Source organism: Bifidobacterium castoris (assembly GCF_003952025.1).
GTDB classification, from domain to species: Bacteria; Actinomycetota; Actinomycetes; order Actinomycetales; family Bifidobacteriaceae; genus Bifidobacterium; species Bifidobacterium castoris.
The window spans coordinates 92,584-107,720 of sequence record NZ_QXGI01000005.1 but is presented as its reverse complement, the minus strand read 5'-3'; the positions used below and the strand labels follow the sequence as shown (position 1 = coordinate 107,720).

The 15,137-nt window shown below is 68.4% G+C and carries 7 protein-coding genes; all 7 read right to left on the bottom strand.

All coding sequences use genetic code 11. From position 1 onward, the window contains the following. Window positions 1–3: 3 nt before the first annotated feature. The 7 genes from D2E22_RS06930 to D2E22_RS06900 all read right to left on the bottom strand — a co-directional run bounded on the left by D2E22_RS06930 (window position 4) and on the right by D2E22_RS06900 (window position 15,114). Window positions 4–840, bottom strand: a complete 837-nt coding sequence (locus D2E22_RS06930) for a variant leucine-rich repeat-containing protein (protein ID WP_478212999.1) — start codon at window positions 838–840, stop codon at window positions 4–6. A 171-nt stretch (window positions 841–1,011) separates the two neighbouring features. Continuing rightward, window positions 1,012–2,223, bottom strand: coding sequence for a PP2C family protein-serine/threonine phosphatase (locus tag D2E22_RS06925; protein ID WP_126032369.1), 1,212 nt, complete (start codon window positions 2,221–2,223; stop codon window positions 1,012–1,014). Window positions 2,224–2,259: 36 nt separating this feature from the next. Then, window positions 2,260–4,788 (bottom strand): transglutaminase TgpA family protein, encoded by a 2,529-nt coding sequence (locus D2E22_RS06920; RefSeq protein ID WP_241218280.1) that lies wholly within the window; start codon window positions 4,786–4,788, stop codon window positions 2,260–2,262. Then, on the bottom strand, window positions 4,785–6,011 hold the full coding sequence (locus D2E22_RS06915; protein ID WP_126032368.1) for a DUF58 domain-containing protein: 1,227 nt from the start codon (window positions 6,009–6,011) through the stop codon (window positions 4,785–4,787). Before D2E22_RS06915 ends, D2E22_RS06920 begins: the two co-directional genes overlap by 4 nt. A gap of 126 nt (window positions 6,012–6,137) precedes the next feature. Further along, window positions 6,138–7,592: an AAA family ATPase gene (locus D2E22_RS06910; RefSeq protein WP_126032367.1), complete on the bottom strand. Its 1,455-nt coding sequence runs from the start codon at window positions 7,590–7,592 to the stop codon at window positions 6,138–6,140. Window positions 7,593–7,670: 78 nt separating this feature from the next. Then, on the bottom strand, window positions 7,671–13,640 hold the full coding sequence (locus D2E22_RS06905; protein ID WP_126032366.1) for a fibronectin type III domain-containing protein: 5,970 nt from the start codon (window positions 13,638–13,640) through the stop codon (window positions 7,671–7,673). 52 nt (window positions 13,641–13,692) lie between these two features. Next, window positions 13,693–15,114, bottom strand: a complete 1,422-nt coding sequence (locus tag D2E22_RS06900) for a serine/threonine-protein kinase (RefSeq protein ID WP_126032365.1) — start codon at window positions 15,112–15,114, stop codon at window positions 13,693–13,695. Window positions 15,115–15,137: the final 23 nt, after the last annotated feature.

Below are 15,137 nucleotides of genomic sequence, written 5' to 3'. Positions count from 1 at the left end.
GGCTCAGTGCTGCTGGCGCTGGGCGATCGACGCGTTCGTCGCCGGTTCGCCGAGCATGCCGAGCCAGTTGAGCAGTTCCGGATAGATGTACGGGTTCTGCGCGAGCGCCGGATGCAGTTCGGGCGCGTACTGCGCGATCTGCTGCATGACCGTCGTATCCGGCGTCGTCATCGCGATCTCGGCCGTGAATCCGTAGGGGTTCGTCGCCTGGATCTGCGCGTACGCCTGCGCCGGCTGCGCCTGATCCACCGCCGGCTGTTCGGCCTGCGCCATGTCGGGTGCGGCGACGGCGGGGGAGAGGGCGGGCTGCGAGGCGTCCATGTTCGTTTGCGACGCGTCCATGCCGATGTCGTCGAAATGCGCGCTGAGCATGTCGACTCCGGTCTGCTGCGCCGGCTCGAAGGAGACCGGCTGCGCCTCGGCGCTCGCGTATTCGACGGTGCCGGTCTGGGATGCAATCGGATGCGAGTTGGCGCCGGCGGACGCGGCATCCATGACGAGGCCGGCGGCCGCGTTGTTCGCGGCCGGGCGTGCGGCGGCGTTCGCCTGCGCGGCGTCGATCGCCGTGGCGATGGCGGCGGCCTCGTCCATTGCGGCGTCATCGACCTGACGGTCCTCGACGGCGCCGAGCTGCGCCTGATAGCCGAGCTGCGCGACGGTCGTGCGCGCGCGCTCGTCGCCGAACTGCGCGATCCAACGCAGCAGTCCCGGATAGGCGCGCGGATGCGCGGCTACGTTCGCGCCGAATTCCGGATTCTCGTAGGCGACCTTCGCGAGCGTGACCGGGTCGGCCTGCGGGTCCTGGATGATCGCCACGGCGTCGTCGTAACTGACCATGATGTGCTCCTCTTTCCCTCGCCTCGTTCCGGCGCGTGGAACATGCGCCGGAGCAGGACGAATCCATGTCCTTGTCTTCTTAACTTATCGTCTTCGCGGCTTTCGATCGCACGCCGTCTCACATCCGCCGTGCAATCGTATTCACGGCCGTACGGCGCCCGTCAGCGGCCGCGTTCACGTCTGCAGCGTCGCGTCGTCGATGTCCGAGAGGTCCTCGTCGACCTCGAGCCGTTCGCAGTGCCATGCCTCGGCGCGCTCGGCGTCCCACGGCATGTCGACGACGATGACGGTGACGTTGTCGCCGCCACCAGCCTCCAGCGACGCGTCGATCAACGCGCGCGCCGCGGCGTCGGCCGTGTCGTGCTGCGCTGCAACGTGTGCAATCGTAGCATCATCGATCTCTCCGTGGCAGCCGTCGGAGCAGATGATGAACCGTCCGGCCGCGTCCGCCATGAAGAAATCCGGGCGGATGCCCATCGGCGAGCCGATGCACTGCGTGATGACGTTGCGCGCGATCGAACGCTGCGCCTCCTCGGGCGTCATCTCGCCGGACTCGATCGCCTCCTGCCGGCGCGAATGGTCGTGCGTGATCTGCGTGAGCGACGCCGCGTCCCAGCGGCCGTCGGCGCCGGGGGCCATATGGTAGGTGCGCGAATCGCCGACGTTGACGACGTAGCACACGTGCGGTTCGGCGTCCGGCAGCAGCTGCCTGATTGCGATCGACCATGCGTCCGGCGCGACGTCGGCGCGGTGTTCGCCGAAGCGCGCGCCGTCATCGGACGCGGCCGGCTCGGCGTCCGCCGCGGCCCCGTCCGCCGCGTCCGCGCCGGGCTGCGTCATGTCCCAGTCGTCGCCGAATCCGGACAACGGCCGCAGCTCGTCGATCGCGCCGAGCGTCGCGATCGCGTTGTACCGCGCGCTGTGCTTCGGATGATGCGTCGTCGTCGGCTTCCTGTGCGCGTCGGCGAAATGCGTCGCCCCGTCCGCGCGGCCGCATTCGAGTTCGTCGGCCGTCGCGACGTCCGCGGCGTCGTCGTCCGCGCCGCCGACGGCATGCCGCGCGCCGGTGGCCGCGAACCACTGCGGCAGCACGACGCCGGTGACCGTCGTGCCGGCGATGCCGCCGAGCGTGAGCCCGAGCGCACGGGTGCGCGACTGCGCGCGTTCGAGCGTCTCGTCGATCGAGTCGCGCGTGCGCGACGCCTCCCGCGCGAGCTGGGCGAGCTCCTCGACGGCGATCGCGCTTGCGCGCTCGCCGCCCGATTCGCCGCCCATGCCGTCGCAGACCATGTAGACGCCGCGCTCGGCGAGCCAGCTGTCCTGGTTCGTGCGGCGCCTGCGTCCGATGTCGGTGAGCGCAGCGACACTGATGACCGCCTGTTGCATGCGCATCCTTCCTACCCGTCTCCCCGTGCCGTGCCGTCAGTGACGTGCATGGGAGAAACGGCGCTTCGTGTGCTTCCTGTCCGCCGATCCGGATTCGCCGGCGCGACGCGGCCCCGACTGCTGCGCGTCGGTGGCCTCGGCCTTATGATACCCGACCGTCACATCGACCGGTTTCATCTGCCGCACGCCGCGCAGCGACAGCTTCGTGCGCCAGCGCCGCATGCGCGGCAGCGTCGCGAGCATCGCCGCACGCAGCTCGTCGATGCCCTTCCAGTACGCCGACGCCTGCTCGTCGCTGACATCCTGCCCGGAGAAGGTCGCGTAGTCGGCCTGACGGCATGCGGACTGCATCGCCGTCGGATCGAGCTTGAGCTGCTCGGTGATCTGGTGCGCCTGCTCACGGCGTGTGCCGTGCGCGTCGATGCCGCTCTGCCGTGCGAGCACGGCGATCGACTGCCAGCCCGAGGCCATGCGCATCTGCGGCCGTCCGCGCTTGCGCAGCATCGCGAGCTGGATGGCCTTGCCCAGCAGGATCGCGCCGCATATGAGCAGGATGATCCACACCGGCGAGCCGTAGAGCGCGACCTGGCCGATGACATGCCCCGCCTGCGCCCACTTCGACGGCTCCGGCGCCTCGGCCGCCTCGGCGCCGCCGAACGACGACTGGCTCGTCGTGTTCGTCTCGTCGCGCAAGGGGTCGGTCAGCGGCAGCGGGGGCTGACGCACGAGGTTCTGCGGATTCGGCGGCGTGAGGTTCTGGTCGTCGTCCGGCGTCTTCGTCTCCTTCGGCGTCGGATAGAACGGAACCCAGCCGTATCCTTCGAGGTTGATCTCGACCCATGCGGTCACGTCGTTGCCGGTGAAGTCGATGACGGTGCCGTCGCCGTCGGTCTGCGTGCGCGCGTTCGAGATGTCGCCGTCCTCGTTCTTCGGCAGGAAGCCGAGCACGACGCGGCTGGGCAGGCCGAGCTCGCGCGCCATCAGCGCCATCGCCGACGCGTACTGTTCGCTGTCGCCGACCATTTCGCCGCCGAGCAGCTGCGCGATGCGATGGTTGCCGTGTCCCGGACTCGACTGGTAGTCGGAGCCGAGGCCGTGCGAGAACCAGCCCTGCTCGCGCAGCATCGCGACGAGCTGCTGCGCCGCCTCGCCGCCGTGCGCCTTGCCGCCGGCCGTCGCCGACGCGAGCTTGCCGACCTCGTTCGGCACGTCGTCGGCCTTCGGCTGGTCGATGCGCGCCGCCTCGGCCTCGGCGACCTGCTTGTCGTTCGGCTCGTTGGGGAGGATGCCGCTTTCCGTGTACGTCAGCCCCTTCTTCACGCCGTCGCGCAGCAGGCCGGAGTCGGTGCCGACGTTGTAGTAGAAGGATTCGGCGTTCTTCTCGTCGCCGAAGCGCACCGACGTGGCCGCGCCGGCGAGCGGCAGCCAGTCGTCGCCGAGGCCGTCGTGCACCGTGAACGTCGCCGTGAACGGCGTGCCTTCGGCGTCGTTGCGGATCGACGTGCCGACGCGCGTGTAGTTCGCCGAATCGCGCGACTCACGCGAATCGGAGAGGTTCCAGACGTTGCCGTCGAAGCGGTCCATGACGGCGAGGCGTACGCCCGTGCCCTCCGGCAGGCCGCGCACGGTGAGCACCGTCGTGTCCTTGTACGATTTGATGTAGGCGCGCATCGTGCTCAACGGGCTCGTGTAGTCGTTCGGGCTCAGCGGCGGCTCGTAGTGGTCGCGCAGGATCGTGCGCTGCGCCGGCAGCAGCAGGCAGCCGCCGAAGGCGACGGCCGCGGCGAGCACGACGATGACGAGCGAACTGATCCAGCGTCCCGACTCGAACATCCGCATCCGCCACGACAGCCAGACGATGAGCGTCAACGCGAACGCGATGCCGCAGGGGACGCGCGCGACGCCGTCCGCGGTGCCGAGCAGCGCGCACCCGCACATCGTCGCGATCTCGAGCGCGATCGACGCGACCGACCAGCGCGGGTCGTCGAGCAATGCGAAGAAGCCGGCGATCGCCGCCGTCCACAGGCACAGCGTCCACACGGCGAGCAGCGCGCCCTGCGCGTCGCCGACCGGGGGTTCGATCGCGATCAGGTACTTGAACGAGCCGAAGGTCTCGCGCCAGCCGAGCCGCAGCGTATCGAGCGAGGGGATGACATGGCCGATCGTCGTGTCGTTGAGGCAGACGACCGGACCGACGATCCACTGCGCGAACACGAGGAAGAACAGCTGCCACCACAGCCTCAGGCTCGGAGCGACGCCGGCGAAGGCGATGAGCGCGCCGATCACGGCGGCCGGCACGGCGGCGGCCGCCCATGCGCCGGCCGATCCGTACACGTCGATGAGGTTCGCGGCGCACAGCAGCGTCGCGACGGCGACGACGGCGCACGAGACGAGCGCGGGGCGCGCCTCGGTCTTCTCGCGCACGATGCGGTGCGTCGGCCTGCCGGTGTTCGTCGACCAGATGACCGAATGCGTCGTCATCGCCCACGAACCGGTCTCGGTCGACGTCTGCGTGCCGCCGGTCGTCAACGAGACGTCGGGAATCGGAGTCGGTGCCATGCTCATCTCAGTGCCCCCATGATCTGCGGAAGGTCGTCGAGCGTGTTGACGGTCGCCAACGTGAAGTCGGGGAAGCGGCGCAGCGTGCGCGGCTCGTTCGGCGTCGTCTGCAGCACGAGGCAGGTCGCGTTCGGCGGCAGCGCCATCATCATGCGGCGGATGTCGTCGAGCGGCTTCGCATGGCCCACGGTGAAGCAGTAGAAGGACGCGTCCGGCGTCGCGGCGAGCGCCTCCTGCGCGAGGTTGCGCCGGTCGCGGAAGTCGGGTTCGATCGCGCTGCACATGTCGAGCAGCTCCATCGGGTTGCGCGGGTTGAGGTTCGTGCGCGCCACATGCGTGTAGAGCGGCCGGTCCTCGAGCAGCGCCTGCACGCCGATCGACGCGTGCACGCTGACGGCGAGCTCGAACTCGTCCTTGCTCATGTAGTCGTCCGGGTTGACGTCGAGCGTCACCGACGTGTCGGTGCGGCGCGTCGCCTCGTACTGGCGCAGCATCAATGTGCGCGTGCGCGCCGAGCTGAGCCAGTGGACGTGGCGCACGTCGTCGCCGGGCTCGTATTCGCGCAGGCCGTAGAAGTCGAGGTCGTCGTCGACGATGTCGCCGCTCGGGTTGCCTTCGAGATCGCGCGGGATGCCGGCGTGCAGCGAGTCGAGCATGACGATGTCCGGATGGATGTAGACGTTGAAGTGCTCGGCGAGCTGATGCTCATGCCGCATCAGGCCGAAGGGGTCGCCCTTGCGGATCGTCAGCGGGCCGACGTCGAGCACCGAGCGCGACAGTGCGCGGAACGTGACCGTCGTGTGCTTCGACTGGCGCGCCGCGAGCATCGGGATCGAGAACCGTTCGTGCTCGTGGCCGAGCGGAAGGTCGGCGCGGGCGCTCGCCGTCGGCGTCGTGCCCGGGTTGGTGACGTCGACCTGCACCGCGACCTCGTCGCCGACGCCGACGCGGCGGTCGGAGACTTCGATCGCCGCGTCGAAGGACGTGTTGCCGATCGACAGGACGAGCGCGGCGAGCAGCATCGTCACGAGCACGAGGCACAGCGCGAGCATCTCCGCCCATCCGAGCGTGAGGTAGAGGACGAGCCCGGCGACGGCGAGCGCGAGCGCCGTCCATCCGAGCGGCGAGACGTAGGCGGTGACGACGTGGCGCGCGCGGCGCGTGAATCGGCTCCAGCCGCGGATGAACGCGCGTTTGCGCGCTCTGGCGCGCAGTGCGGAATCGGTCATGGGATGAACCTTCCGATGGGACGACGAGGTGAGGGGGGAAAAACGGGATTGGCGATGTCGGCGGCGATGTGGATTGTCGGCGGCGAAGTTCCACATCGCAATCCACATCGGTGCACAATGCGGCGATCAGCGCACGTCGAGCTGCGGCGCGGGGATCTCGCCGAGGATCCGCGTGAGCACGTCCTCGGGGGTGTTCGCCGCGAACACGGCGTCCGACGTCAGCAGGATGCGGTGGGCGAGTACCGGCACGGCGAGCGCCTTGACGTCGTCGGGGATCACGTAGCCGCGGCCGTCGGCGGCCGCCCAGACGCGGGCGCAGCGCGTGAGCGCGAGCGCGCCGCGCATCGACGAGCCGACGGCGATGCTTTCGTCATGGCGGGTGCTTTCGACGATGCGCATGATGTATTCGAGGATCGCGTCGGCGACCCTGACCTTGTTCGCGATCGTGCGCATCGCGAGGATGTCGTCGCCGCCCGCGACGGCCTTGAGCTCGCCGGCGCGGTCGGTGATGTTTACCTGGCGCAGGATGTCGAGGCTGTATTCGGTGGACGGGTAGCCGATCGTCGTCTTGATCAGGAAACGGTCCATCTGTGCTTCGGGCAGTTTGTAGGTGCCGAGCTGCTCGACCGGGTTCTGCGTCGCGATGACGATGAAGGGCTGCGGCACCGGATGCGTATGGCCGTCGACGGTCACCTTCTGCTCCTCCATGACCTCGAGCATCGCCGACTGCGTCTTCGGCGAGGCTCGGTTGATCTCGTCGGCGAGGACGATCGATGCGAAGATCGGGCCTTCGCGGAAGCTGAACTCGCCGGTCTTCTGGTCGTAGAACGTGACGCCGACGACGTCCGACGGCAGCAGGTCCGGCGTGAATTGGATGCGCTTGAACGAGACGCTGACCGAGTTCGCAAGCGCGCGGGCGAGCTGCGTCTTGCCGGTGCCCGGATTGTCCTCGAGCAGCACGTGGCCGCCGGCGACGAGCGCGGTGACGCACTGGCGGACCGGTGTCTCCTTGCCGACGACGGCCTGCGAGACGTTGTCGACGATCGCCGAGAAGTGGCGCTTGAAGTCGGCGATCTCCTCGTTGCTCGCCGTGCCGGCGCCGGCGACGGCGCCGATCGGCGGCAGCGCGTTGTGGACGGTCGCCGTCGTGCCGCCGAGCGCGGGGGAGGAGGGCGCGGACGGCGTGTGCGCGGCGGACGCGACGGACGGGGCGGCCGCCGGCGCCGCCGTCTGGGACGAGGCGACGAGCGTCTCGGCGACGCGGACCGGCGTGGCCGGAGTTGTCGACGCCGACGAAGCGGCCGGCGCACTTGTCGAGGCGGCCGGCGTCGAGGCGAGGACCGTGCCGTCGCCGTCGAGGTCGGTGTCGCCCGCCGTATGCGTGTGCTCGAACATCTCGCGCGTCGGCAGATCGGGCATGACGACATGCGGCACCGACGGCCTCGGCGTCGACGCGCCCGCGAGCACCGTCTCGTCGGCGCTCGCGGCGGCCGCGTCCTCGACGGCCGATTCATGTGCGCCGGCGAGCACCGTCTCCTCGTCGATGTCCTGCCCGTGCGGGGTCTCGTTGTGCTTCGTCATCTGCTGACTCCTTGTGTTGATGATGGTTCGATGTGTTGATGAGTTGTTGCGTCGATGATTCGTCCGTGGTGCGACCGGTCACAGGAACACCATCGACTGCCTGCCCGGCACGGCGACGAGCCGCCCGTAGGGGCGCAGCGAACGCTCGAGGAAGGCGCTCGGCTGCGTCTCGCCGTCCTCCGATGGCGATGGCGACGGCTCCGGCTCGCTCGGCGATGGCGAAGGATCGGGCGTCGGGGCGGGCTTCGGCTTGCGTATGCCGTTGATCGTACCGTCCGCAGTGGCGGAATACTGCGGTTCCTTCTCGAACTGCACGAGGAGCTCCCAGCGAGCCGTATCGCCGGTGTCCTCGTCCACATCGACGAATGTGGACGTTTGATTGAATGGGTATGTCTTGTCGCCAATCGTCAGAGTGAAGGATGCCTTCTGACTGTAAAGGTCGAATCCGTTGTTGACGATCTGAATCCTGTTGCGCTCGTTCGTATCCCATTTCAGCGCGAATCCGGAGTGGATGCCCGGGTTCGTCTTGTAGATGTAGCCATGATCCTTCGAGACCGGAGTGCCGTTCTGCCCCTTGAAGCGTGGCGTTACCGTGATCGTCGGGCACTGCTCCCACTGTCCGATGCGCACTTCGGCGGAATCGCTGGCGCCTTTCGTGCCGGATTCCGGGCCGAAGGTGAACTGCACGTCGTCGACCTTGCCGCTATGCGACCACGCCGCCGTGCAGATGTTGTTATCGCGCACCGAGACATCGGTGATCGTGACGGTGCCGGTGTCCGCCGTGATCCTGATCGTGTTCGACGTCGCCTTCGCCTCGGATGCTTTTGCCTTGGCTGGTTTGAGGATCGCATCGACCTTGAAATCGGTGAGGTACATCTCATGCGTGATCGGAATCTCCATGGAAACGCCGCATCCAATCGATTTGTGGCCGACGATTTCGATCGTCGAGCATCCGGCGCCATGCAGGTTGCCGGTCTTCGTCGTGACGAGGATGTTGTCATCCTTCGTCTGCGCGATGGTGATGTTCGGCGGCTCAGGGTCGCCATACGCATCGTTCACCGGTATGGGCTCGCTCGGCTTGCCGGCGCCGATCTTGTTCGTCGCGCTGACGGTGATCGAAAGCTTGCCGTCCCCATCCACGGGAATGTCGAGATCCGTGCGCGTGCCTTCAGAGGCGTGCGGCGTGCCGTTGACCATGACCGTGTACCCGGTCGGCGCGCTCGCCGTGTCTTTCGGCGCGGTCCAGGACACATGCACGTTCTTGTAGCCTCCGGTGGCCTTCACGTTCTGCGGCGCGTCGGGCACCTTGTCCGGCGTCGCGGAGACCGGCTTCGACGAATCGGACCAGCCGACCTCGTTCTGCGCACGCACGGTGAACGTGTATTCGGTGCCGTTCTTGAGCCCGGTGATCTGGCAGGCGGTCACGGCGCCGCACGACTTCTTGCCGCCGTCCCAGCTGACCTCGTAGTCGGTGATCGGGCTGCCGTTCGCGTTGCCCGGCGTCCAGGACAGCGACACGGCGCTGTCCTGCGCTTCGCCTGAGATCGCGGAGAAGATCGGCGCGTCCGGCCTGTCGACGACCGAGAACGTGTAGGTGGCCGTCACCTGGCGGTCGGCGCTGCCGGTCGCGTCGCCCACCGTCACGAGGACACGCGTCGACGATGCGCCGATGTCCTTCGCCGCCGTCACCGAGATGCGCGAGCCGTCGACCGACACGGACAGCTTGCCGCCGTCGTCGCAGGACGCGGACACGATCTTGAGCGGCGAATCGGGGAACGGGTTGTAGGCGTCGGCGAGCACGTCGACATGCTTCGTCTCGCCGGCCTTGATCCGCGTCGTCGTGCCGTTGACGCGCGCGAGCGGACGCGTCGACGCCGTCACGCGCGCGGTGATGCCCGCCTGCACGACGCCGCCGTTGTCGCCGTAGGCGATCGAGATCGGGATCGACGCGGTCGCGCCCGGCTTCGCCGTCGTGTCGGCGCTCACGGTGAGCTTGCCGTCGGCGTTCACGCTCGCCGTGATGGCGCCGGAGTCCGTGCCTCCCGAATACCTGAACTTCGCGTCCTCGTCGGATTCGGTCGTGTGCGTCAACGCGCGCAGGTCGATCGTCGTCGGGCTTTCGCCGGCCACGACGTCGACGGTCGTCGACGAGAAGGTCGGCGCCGGCACCTCATGGCCGATGACGGTGATCGGCAACGTGATGACCGACGAATTGATGATCTTCACGTTGCCCTTGCCCTCGCGCTTGCCGTCGGTCACCGTGAAGGTGATCGACGCGGGGCCGCCGTAGTCCTTCGCCGCCGTGAACTTGAGCGTCTGGTCGTTGACGTAGAGGTCGGAGTTCGCGGCCTTCGTCGCGCTGACCGAATCCTTCTCGACGACGGCCGTCTTGCCGACGCCGACGCGCACGTAGTCGGCGACGTTGATCGTGATCGACGAGCCGGCGTTGACGGTCAGCGGCGGCGCCTTCGGGCGCAGCTGCGGCGGGAAGACGCCGTAGGCGGGCACCATGATGAAGGCCGTCGACGTGATGCCGTGCTCGGTGTTCGTGACCGTGTACGGCACGGCGCGCGCCTCGTCGGTCAGTTCGATCGAGATCGTCGTCGGCTTGCCGGAGGCCATGTGCGCGTGGTCGCGCGCCGACTCGTCGACGTCGACGGCGAGCACGTCGCTCGAGCCGGAGGGGTTCGCGATGAACTTCGAGACGTCGACGTCGACCGAGCGCTTGTCGATCGTCGCGATCGCCGGCACATGGTAGTCGTAGGCGGTCGGCGGTTCGATCGGTGCATCCGGGTCGACGTTGACGGTGAGCGTCGCGCGGTCGGTGATGCCCGCCTTGTTGCTGATCGTGTAGACGATGTAGCCGGTGCCGGCGGTCGACGGCGTCGTGAACGAGACCATGTCGTTCGTCACCTTCGCGTCGGTGACGCCCTGCGCCTCGAGCTCCTTCGCGACGGTGAGCTCGCCGTCGTCGCTCGAGACGTCGTTGAGCAGCACCGGCACCGTCGTCGCCGTGTTCGGGCGCAATGTCACCGTGTCGTCTCGCGCGTAGACGCTCGAGTTCGCGCCGCTCTTGAAGATGCCGACGCGCACGTTCGCCTGCGCGCGCCGCCCGGTCCAGTCCTCGACCGCGTAGCTGAACTCGTCGGTGCCCGACGAATCCTCATAGGCCTCGTAGACGAGGTAGTCGGCGCCGACCTCGCTGATGCGGCCGAGCTGGGGCGCCGTGTTGCCCAGGCCGAGCAGCTGCACGTCGTCGCCGTCGTTGTCGATGCCGCGCAGCGTGATCGGGATGCGGATCTTCTGGCCGGCGGCGACCTGCGCCTCGACGTCCTTCGGGCTCGCGGCGGCCTTCGCGTCGGCGTCGGCGCGGTGGACGTTGAAGGTGATCGTCGCGGACGCGCTGTTGCCGAGCGTGTCGGTGACGGTGTAGGTCACCGGGTAGGAGCCCGGTTCGCCCGGCGCCTGGTAGCGTACGATGTCGGAGGAGACGAACACGAGTCCCTTGAACGTGCTCGTGTCGTACTGCAGCTTGTTGCTCAACGTGATCGTCGTGCCGTCCGCGTAGGTGACATGGTCGGGCACGTCGACGGAGACGATGCCGCCGGTGCGCACCGAGACGTCGACGTTGCTCGCCTTCGGCGCGCTGCTCGCGCCGGACAACGCCGGCGGCTGCAGCACGATCGTGCCGGTCGACGATCCGGACGCGTTCGCGACCGTGTATTCGATCTCGACGGGCGCCGTCGGCAGCTGCATGGCCGTCAGGTAGACGCGCTTGTTCGAGACGATGCCGGCCTTGATGCTCGAATCGGCCGGCGCCCTCACGTCGGTCACCGAAAGGACGCCGCCGAGCGGGTCGACGTCGTTCGACAGCGGCTCGACGATCGCCGTGTTGTCGGCGCCGAGCAGCGCGACGTCGTTCGCGGCGACCGGGCGCGCCTCGTCCTTCGCGAGCGCCTCGACCTCGACGCGCACGAGGCCGGTCGCCGGGATCGCGCCCTGCGTGGCCGTGTAGGAGACGTAGTAGGTGCCGGTCTGCTGCGCCGTGAACGTGAAGCCCATGTCCGAGGGGTGCGGCGAGGCCGTCGTCTTGTCGGGGGCTTCGACGTCGCTGATCTTGACCGGGTCGACGGATGTGCCGTGCACATAGGGTTTGAGGTCGATCTGCGTCGGCGTGTTCGGCGTCGTCTTCTTGACGACCGGGTCGATGCTCGCCGGCAGCGTGTGCGCCGGGCGCACGGCGAAGTACATCGTGCCGGTCGCAGTCTCCTTGCCGTCGGAGACGGTGAGTTTGACGGTCGCGCGTCCCGAGTTCATCGATCCGGCGTTGAACGTGAGCTGGCCGTCGGCGCGCGTCGAGACGGTGGCCTCCTCGGTGTTCTCGACGTGCGCGTCGACGAGCGTGAGCGGGTCGCCGTCCTCGTCGGTGAAGCCGCCGAGCGCGTTGCCGGTGTAGCTCGCGCCCTGTTCGACGTCGATCTGCTCGGGCGTCTCGACCTGGCGCGGCGCGTGGTTGCCGGAGTTGGATTCGATTTTGAGCGTGACCGTCGCCGAGCTCGTCTGGTCGCGGCCGTCGCTGATCTCGTAGGTGAAGGTCGCCGTGCCGGCCGACGCGTCGGAGGCGTTGAGCTGCAGGTAGCGGCCGTCGTAGATCGGCGAGACGGTGAGCGAGCTGTTCTTCGGCGCGCTCACCGACGTGATGCGCAGCACCGAGCAGTCGGTCTGCTCGTCGTTCCTGAGCACGTCGAGGATCTGGTGGGAGCCGACGCGCGCGCCGAACTCGTCGTCCTCGGCCTTGATCTGGCCGGATTTCGACGAGCACTGCTTCTCGAAGTTGCGCTTGCTGTTCGTCGACTCGTCGCTGTTCTGCTCGCGGCTTTCCTGTTTGGTCTCGATCTTCTTCCACTGGATCTTGATGACGCTCGTGTCGACGTCCGGGTCCCACAGGTTGCCGTTGAGCACGTCGTTGAGCACGGCGCGGCGGTGGTTGACGCGGTAGACGAGCTGCGAGGTGGGCGTGACCTCCTCGAGCGTCTTGAACTGCGCGTCCGAGCCGGCCGAGCACACCTTGATCGCGTTGTGCGCCTTCTGCGCCCACGCGCCCTGCACGCAGCCGCCGACCGAGACCGGCTGCGCCGGTTCGCCCTTGGCCCCCGAGCTCAGCAGGCGCGGGTCGCCGTTCTTCGATGAGAGGTCGACGAGCGCCAGGCCGCTTTGCGCGCCGGCGGCGACCCAGTCGGTCTGTCCTCCGTCGGCGCTCGGCGCCTGCAGCGTCAGCGGACCCGCGTCCTTGAACTCGGCGCCGCCGTCGTCCCAGATGAGACGGTCGCCGGAGGCGATGACCGGATGGTCGCCGACGACGGTGAACGAGTCGGCGCTTTGCGCGCCGTCGGCGAGTTTCGCGACCTCGCGCGGCTCCATCGACGTGCCCGGTTCGACGGCGAGGACCTTCGCGTCGCGCGGACGGTAGCCGTAGACGGTGCCGTCGTGCGTGACGACGACCTTGCCGCCGACGCCGAGCTTCATCGTCGGGTCGCTGTCGACGGGACGGATCGATTTGATGTCGGAGGCGTCGCCGACCCAGACGCTGCCGCGCTGCGTGTCGACCATCGCGACGGTCTCGCCGCCCACATAGGTGCGGATGCCGTTCTTCGTCGGCGTCGTGTCGGCCATCGACACCGTCGACTGGTCGATCGACGCCGTCGACGCGTCCTCGTCGAGCATCGTGACGGCGCCCGCCTGCGCGACGTCGAACTGCGCGCCGGTGGCCATGACGGCCACGTCCGCCTCCTGCAGCGTCACGTTGAAGCGCGCCGCCTTGCCGTCGTTGAGCGACGTCACCCACACGGTGCCGTCGTCGAGCTTGAGGTGGCGTTCGGTGACCGAGCTGACGATGAACGCGCCGATGATGACGGCGAGCACGGCGAGCAGGCACACGAGCGGCACGATCCATGGCCTCCTGCCGGTGCGCATGATCGAGCGCAGCCGTTCCTTGCGCCGCGTGCCACGTTCGTATCCGTCGTTCGTGCGCCTGCCGTTGAACTTCATCGTTGCCTCTTCTCCGTCGTCCCCGTAGTGCCTGTGCCGCCGTCCGTGCCGTTCACTTGACCGCGCAGGCGGTCGCCGGCGTAGACGACATGCGCCGGTCCTGGCGCACGATGCTCACCTGGATGCAGGTCTGCGCGCCGTCCGAGGCCGGGACCTCGACCGACGTCCCCTCGATCAGCTTCGCGTTCGCCTGCCCGGAGCCCGTGCCGTTGATGACCGACCATGCGTAGCGGTCGCCGTCCTGCGGGTCGGGGTTGCTCCACGTGAACTTGACGGTGTCGCCCGCATAGGCGCCGGACAGTTCGATCGGCGAGGGCACCGTCGTCGTGGTGCCGTCGTCATCGTCGTCGCCTCCCGAGGTGCCGTTCATGCCCGGGTTGACGACGGCGGCCGTCCCCGTGTCCCCCGAATGGTCGATGTTCGGCAGGATGACGGCGGCGAAGACGACGCCGAGCACGGCGAGCACGACGAGCACGACGGCCGCGATGATGAGCGGCCTGCGGTCCTTCGGCTTCGCCGGCGCGGCCGGCAGCGCGCCCTGCGCGCCCGCCGTCGCCATCGCGGCGCGCGTCGGATACGGCTCGATGCCCTGCACGTTGACCGGCGTGGCGTGCCCGTACAGCTGGATCTGCACCTCCTGCAACGCGCGCGCGAACTCGACGGCCGTGAAATAGCGGTTCGCCGGGTCCGGGGCGAGCGCCTTGAGCAGCACCTGCTGCAGCGACTGCGGCACGTCGGCGCGGTTGATCGGCGGCACCGGCTTGTGCATGATGCAGTCGACGAGCTCGTCGATCGTGTGCGGGTCGTACGCGTATTCGAACGGCGACTTGCCGGCGAGCATCGCGTACAGCGTCGCCGCGAGCGAGTAGATGTCGCTGCGGTCGTCGCCCGAGCCGCGCGAGGCGATGACCTCCGGCGGCGCCCACGGCGGCGAATAGCCGGTGCTGCGGTGGTCGTAGATGTTCGTCGCGATGCCGAAGTCGGCGATCGCCGGCACGCCCTGCGCCGTGATCAGGATGTTGCTCGTCTTGAGGTCTCGGTGCACGGTGTTGTTGCGGTGCGCCAGATACAGCGCGCTCGCGAGCTGCACGCCGTAGTCGAGCGTCCTGTCGACCGGGTAGACGCCCTGCGTGGCGATGATGTCCTTGACCGAGCCGGCGGGAGCGTATTCGAAGATCGTGTACGGGCGTCCGTCGTCGGTGACGCCGGCGCCGTGGACGGTGAGGATGTTCGGATGCTGCAGCGACGCCATGAAGACCGCTTCGGTCTTGAAGCGCGCGCCGGCCTTCGAGTCGAGGTGCGTCGTGCCGACCTTGATCGCCACGTCGCGTTCGGTCGCCTCCTGCCGGTAGCGGAAGACGTAGGCCGTCGACCCCTTGCCGATGACGCCCACGTAGCGGTAGCCCCGCAGGCGCGGGGGCGCCGGGGTGCCCGCCGGTGTATGTGCGGCCGTGGATGCGGTCCTCTGTGGCATGAATCCGATTCCGTTCCTCTTCG